The sequence below is a fragment of the Streptomyces sp. NPDC004667 genome (genome assembly GCF_040609475.1).
In the GTDB taxonomy this organism is placed as follows: Bacteria; Actinomycetota; Actinomycetes; order Streptomycetales; family Streptomycetaceae; genus Streptomyces.
The window spans coordinates 1-5,430 of the sequence record NZ_JBEXKC010000178.1; the positions used below are offsets into that span (position 1 = coordinate 1).

Below are 5,430 nucleotides of genomic sequence, written 5' to 3' on the forward strand. Positions count from 1 at the left end.
GACCAGGTGCCCGCGCCCGGCCAGCAGCCGGGCGCAGGTCAGCTCGGCGATTCCGAGCCCGCCGATCTCGACGGCACCGCTCATCCCTGGAGGTCCAGCACGGCCAGCAGGGTTTCGGTCTCCCGCTGCTGGCTGACCGCCATTCTGCGGACGGCCGGGTCGCCGAGGGTGCGGATGCCGCGCAGGGTCTCGATGGCGGCGACGGCGGCCGCCCGGGTGGCCTGTCCGTCGGCGAGGGCCGCGGGCAGTGGCGGCGCCCCCTCGGCCGGGGCCGCGAAGGCGACGGGCAGGGTGAAGGGCGGGGCGACCCCGTGGGCGGCGAGGGCGTGGTTGATCTCGTGCAGGTTGGTCATGGTCTTGCGCGCCCCCTCGATGAGCACGCCGCCGGCCTTGTCCCCGAGGGCGAACGTGGTGCGCAGGGCACCCAGCAGGACGGCGTAGTACTGGTCGCTGAGTTCGAGCATCCGCGTCACCAGCTCGGTCCCGGTGCTCGGCCCGAGCGTCCGGAGGTACTGTTCCGGCTGGAGCCCCGCGAGGTGGTCCTTGACGGCGGTGAAGCGGCGGAAGTGGTCCCCGCCCTCGTCGATGATGAGCTTGATCAGGTGGGCCAGCCGCTCGCTCTCGGGGAAGAGGTCGGGTCGGCGCCGGAGGGTCTCGTGCAGCTCCACGTACATGCCGTCGATGCCCGTGCCGACCTGTTGGCTCGGGGCCTCCACGTCGATGAACCACTGGAGTTGTTCGGGGGTGAGCGGACGCAGCTCGAAGGGGTGCGGACCGTCCCGCTCGATGACGGCCGCCCGGCCGATGACGGGGGGCTCGCCGAGCGTGCCGAGCGCCTCGTTCACCCAGCGCAGGTGCCGCATCTCGTCGACGGCGACGGAGAACACCTCGTTGGCCGCGGCGTGGATCCGGCCGGTCAGCGACTGGGCGTCGGCCGGCCGTTCCAGGGGCGCGGCCAGCGAGTAGTGCGCATAGAGGTACTCCACGCACAGGGCGTGTTCCACGGTGGCCAGCCGCTTCAGTTCCTCGATCACCCGCGGGCGGGTGAGCTCCGGGATCTCTGGCGCGGCCGGGTTGCCGAGGGCATCGTCCTCGCGGTCGTTGAGGACCGGGGGCAGGACGCTCCACTCGTTGATCATCCGCACATAGCCGTACTCCTTCGGCCGCCGCGCCGCTTCCGTGTCATCGTCGGGCACGGGTGCCCGGTTCGCGCGCAGGAAGTTCATCTTCGGGACGGTGCCGTCGGCGTTGCTGGTGACGTCGGGCTTCGACGCGGCCCAGTAGAAGCAGCCGCAGTCGCGGAAGTCGTACTGCCAGGGCGCGCACAGGCTGCGGGTCAGGTCTCCCGGTTGGTAGGCCTCGGGATCGATCACCCCGTTCTCGTCCAGATAGCGGGCGCGGTCGCCGACGAGGACGGCGAACAGGAACCGGCCGTCGGGCGCCCGCCGGACCAGGCTCCGGTTCTGCAGGCGCAGGGTGTTCAGGTTGCCCACGAGGGCCGCGCCGGGCACGGAGACACCGGGATCGCGTACGAGCAGCAGGACGGCGATCCGCCCCGGCAGCAGGTCGCGGACGGGTCGCATGACGTCGGGGCCGAGACGGTCGCGGCAGTCGACCGGTACGAGGTCCGCCTCGACCTGGTCCACCCTGGTCCGGCCGCAGATCGCGCCGATGAAAACGGAGTCGGCGGTCATGTCCGCGGTGGTGAGCCCCTGTTGCTCGGCGACGCCCCCGGTCACCGCCTGCACGCGGGAGCCGTCGTCCTCGCGGTGGAAGTCGACCAGCAGTCCGGGGAAGAAGGCCTTGTCCAGATTGCGCTGGTCGAACTCCAGGCCCGGGAAGCAGTTGTCCACCCCGCTCTCCGGGCGGGTGTTGGAGGGGTTGCCGCGTACGACGTGGTCGGCCCGGGCGGTGAGGTTGCGGGGGAAGATCTTCCCGGTGGGAGTCGGCAGGTCGGGCATGGGCGGGCTCCTTCGGACCTTCAGACGGTACTGGCACTGCTCGTGAGCGGGGCCGCCGCGGACCGCTGCTGGAAGAACTCGGGTGCGGCCTGGCCGAGTTCGACGTAGGCGCGCAGGCAGAAGGCCAGCCAGCCGCGGATGTAGTCGCAGCCGGGGCGGCCCCGTCGGCTGACCTCGTGGTAGCAGCCGCCGCCGCACAGGTAGCGGGCCCAGCAGGACCGGCAGGGCCCCTGCCGGTCCACGTGGCGTTCGGCCAGGTGCCGCTGCCGGGCGGCGGTGTCGGGTCCGGCGGCGAGCGAGCCCATGGCGAAGGCGGGGTCGTCGACCAGCCGGTGGCAGGCGTAGAGGCCCCCTTCCGCGGAGGCACTGAGATAGCCGGCGCCGGCCCCGCAGGGGTAGGGGCGGTGGGCGCCCCGGTGGACCTGCTCCATGGCGGTCTGGAAGTTGCCGAAGGGGTAGGGGCGTCCGGCCGACAGCTCCGCGAGGGCCCGTTCACCGCATGCGGTCATCTGCTGCAGGAAGCCCGCGAAGGCCTCGGTGGTGATCTCGTACGCGGGGTCGGGGGCGCTGACCACCGCCCCGAAGCCGATCTCGTCGAAGCCCAGCCCGATGCCGTGCTCCAGCACGTCCAGGAGGCCCGCGGTGTACGGGGTGACGCTGACGCGCGCGGAGAGGTGACGGGGGCGGCCGTGGCGGGCGAGCGTGTCGAGCCCGGCCCGCAGCCGGTCGTACGCGCTGGCTCCGCCGGGCGCCTTGCGCAAGGCGTCGTGGCCGGCCCGGTCGCCGTCCAGGCTGACCGTCACGGTGAACGGGTGCTCCGCGAACAGCGCCGCGTCATCGGGCCGTACGGTCGTCAGGTTGGTGGTGAGCGCGAAGCGGACCCGGTGGTCGGTGGCGGCCCCCGCCCGGACGGCGTACCGGACCACCTCGTGCACCAGGTCGCGGGCCAGCAGCGGCTCACCGCCCATGAAGCCCACGACGACGTCCGAGCCGGGAGCGGCCTCGGCCAGCAGCCGGTCCACCGCCGCGTACGCGGTGGCCCGGGGCATCGACCGGGCCGCTCCTCCGAACCGGCCCTCGTCCGCGTAGCAGTGGCCGCAACTGAGGTTGCAGGCCTGCATCACGTTGAGGGAGATCGAGGACAGCGGGGGAGGGGCGGCCGGGGTGCCGTCGATCCGCGGGGCGTCCCACAGGGGCAGGTCCAGTTCGCGTGCCAGGTCGGCGAGGGAACCCTCCGGCGTCGCGGTCCACCGTTCCACCCGGGCCGCGACAGGCTCGGGCAGGTCATAGACGCGGCTGCCGTCGGCGACGAACAGATGGGCGCCGTGCGCGCTGCGGAAGACCCGCAGCTCGGCTCCCGGGCCGGGCGGACGCGACGGGCCCGCCGACGGCGGGACCGGGTGTCGGCCGGGCGGCCGTCGCCCGATCTGGAGGAGTACGGTCACGTGCCCGGCTCCGTCTCCTCGCGCAGGCTCCGGGCCCAGGCGGTCAGCAGGTCGTACTGCCGGCGGGTCAGGTGCACCGGACCGCCGTCGGCCCCGCGCATGCCGATGGGCATCCGGCCGTCGGTGTAGCTGGGGGTGATGTCCTCGGCGGGTGGCCGGATCCGTCGCGCGATGAGGTCCGGCTGCTCGCGCAGAACGTCCTCGAGCACCTCCAGCGCCACGTACCGGCGGTGCCGTCGGCGGCCGTGGTCGGTCAGTTCGAGCAGCGCACCGGAGAGGCGCTCGGGCACCGGCCACGCGACGGCGCCGTCCTGGAACAGGACGCGGTCGTTCTGCACGTCCACGTTCATGTTCCCCATCGTTTCCAGGATCCGCTCGAACAGGTCGCGCATCTCCAGTGCCGTTTGGGGTTTGTCGGCGACGTAGCCGGGGTCGCGGACGTCGGCGCGGGCGACGCGGTCGGCCAGCCCGTCCGCCAGCGAGAGGAAGGGACGCCGGTCCGGTGCGAAGTCGGGCGGGCTGGCCACGATCCGCGCCGTGGCGGTGAGGCCACCGGGCAGGGTCACCGTCACCGTGCCGTCGCACACGTCGTCGACCATTCCCTGGCTGGCCAGGAGCGTCGGTTCGGCACCCGCGAAGAGTCCGGAGGGGAAGGTGCGTTGGTCGTCGCTCAGGTCCTGGACCCGGAATTGACCCCAGGCTGAGTCCGGGTTGAGGAACAGCCTCTGCTCGGGCAACGTGTAGTCGCCCTCTCGCTCGATGAGGTCCGTCGGCCCGTACACGAATCCCTTACCCGGCGTGAACCGCAGCCGCAGCTCAGGGAGTTCGGCATTGGGCGAGGGTGCCTGGACCGAGCCGAGGGGGATGGACCTGCCGGCCGGGACGAGCGGGTTGGCGGCGCCCTGCGGGGAAGTCCCGGAGAGCGGGTGGCGCTGGTGGTCGTCGCCGCGGACCTCGGCCTGGGCCTCGACGCGGTCGTCCGACTGCTGGGTGATGTGGTGGGCCTTGAGGTTGGCGACGGAAACCCGCCAGCGCACGTCGCCGAGGTCCAGCCCGAAGCCGGCGAGCACGTCGGTGGTGAGGGCCCCGGTGCGGCTCTCGCCGTCGGCGCTGGTCCAGCTGCCGTGTACCTCGAAGAAAGGGCACACCGGCCGCCAGCCGTCCGCGTCCTTGAACCGGACCTTCTGCGGCGTGCGCGTGCTGAGGGTGCCGTCGGCAGCGAGGTCGAGGGTCTCCACCGGCTCCACGGTGGTCTTTCCCGTACCGCGCGGGGACAGGTCACTGGGTCCGTAGCGGTAGTTGTCGCAGGGCGTGGGCGAGGCACCCAACCGGGCGATGGCGAGGGGTGGTTGAAGCCAGATGCGGTCGATCACCGGCACCTCCTGGCGGGCGTGCCGCCGACGGGGCGGCGACATACGGCCGACCCCGGAGCGCGGTCCACCCCGTGCGGTAGCGTAACGGGACGTGACGAATTATATGCGATTCGTCACCCTGTGTCACGCATGCCGTCATGGATGTCGCCGCCGCCCGGCCGACAGCAGAGGCCCCGGCGTGGAATCCCCCTGGACCGCCTCTTTCGGATCTCGCCGGTCAAGCCCGCGTTTCCACGGGCCGGGCCCGCGGTGAAGTCGCCGGTCCCGAGTCCCCGCTCAGATCGTGACCGGGCCGCGGGCAGTGGCGAACTCGACCGAGATCAGGCCCGGCTCTTCATCCTCGACCCAGGTGACGTCGATCTGGTCGAGGGGGTGGTCGGCCGGTTCGCCGAGGAATTCGGCGATGGAGGCGGCGTCGCCGGCGATGGAGACCCCGTGGATGGTGGTGGAGGTGCGCGGGTCGGCGCTCGGGCGCTCCTCGTTGGGTACCAACCACTGCAGGAAGTAGGGCAGTTGCGGGTCATCCAACAGTTCCAGCAGGCCGATCTGCTTCCACCTCAGGTCGAATCCGTCGGGGCGGACGCGGTGGCCCTCGGCCGAGGTGCGGCCGAGGCGGCCCTCGACCGGGGCGATGTCGTCGACGGAAACCAC

At 72.3% G+C, this 5,430-nt stretch carries 4 protein-coding genes; all 4 read right to left on the bottom strand.

The window, feature by feature from the left end; all coding sequences use genetic code 11:
• Positions 1-80: 80 nt before the first annotated feature.
• A complete protein-coding gene (locus tag ABZW32_RS38585; RefSeq protein ID WP_356225423.1) occupies positions 81-1,961 on the bottom strand; it encodes a ferritin-like domain-containing protein in 1,881 nt (626 codons plus the stop codon).
• A gap of 20 nt (positions 1,962-1,981) precedes the next feature.
• Entirely contained in the window at positions 1,982-3,406 is a 1,425-nt protein-coding gene (locus tag ABZW32_RS38590; protein ID WP_356225425.1) for a radical SAM protein, read from the bottom strand.
• Positions 3,403-4,779, bottom strand: coding sequence for a hypothetical protein (locus ABZW32_RS38595; RefSeq protein WP_356225427.1), 1,377 nt, complete (start codon positions 4,777-4,779; stop codon positions 3,403-3,405). The genes ABZW32_RS38590 and ABZW32_RS38595 overlap by 4 nt, the downstream gene beginning before the upstream one ends.
• A gap of 276 nt (positions 4,780-5,055) precedes the next feature.
• On the bottom strand, positions 5,056-5,430 hold a 375-nt coding region (locus ABZW32_RS38600), incomplete at its 5' end, for a VOC family protein (RefSeq protein WP_356225429.1).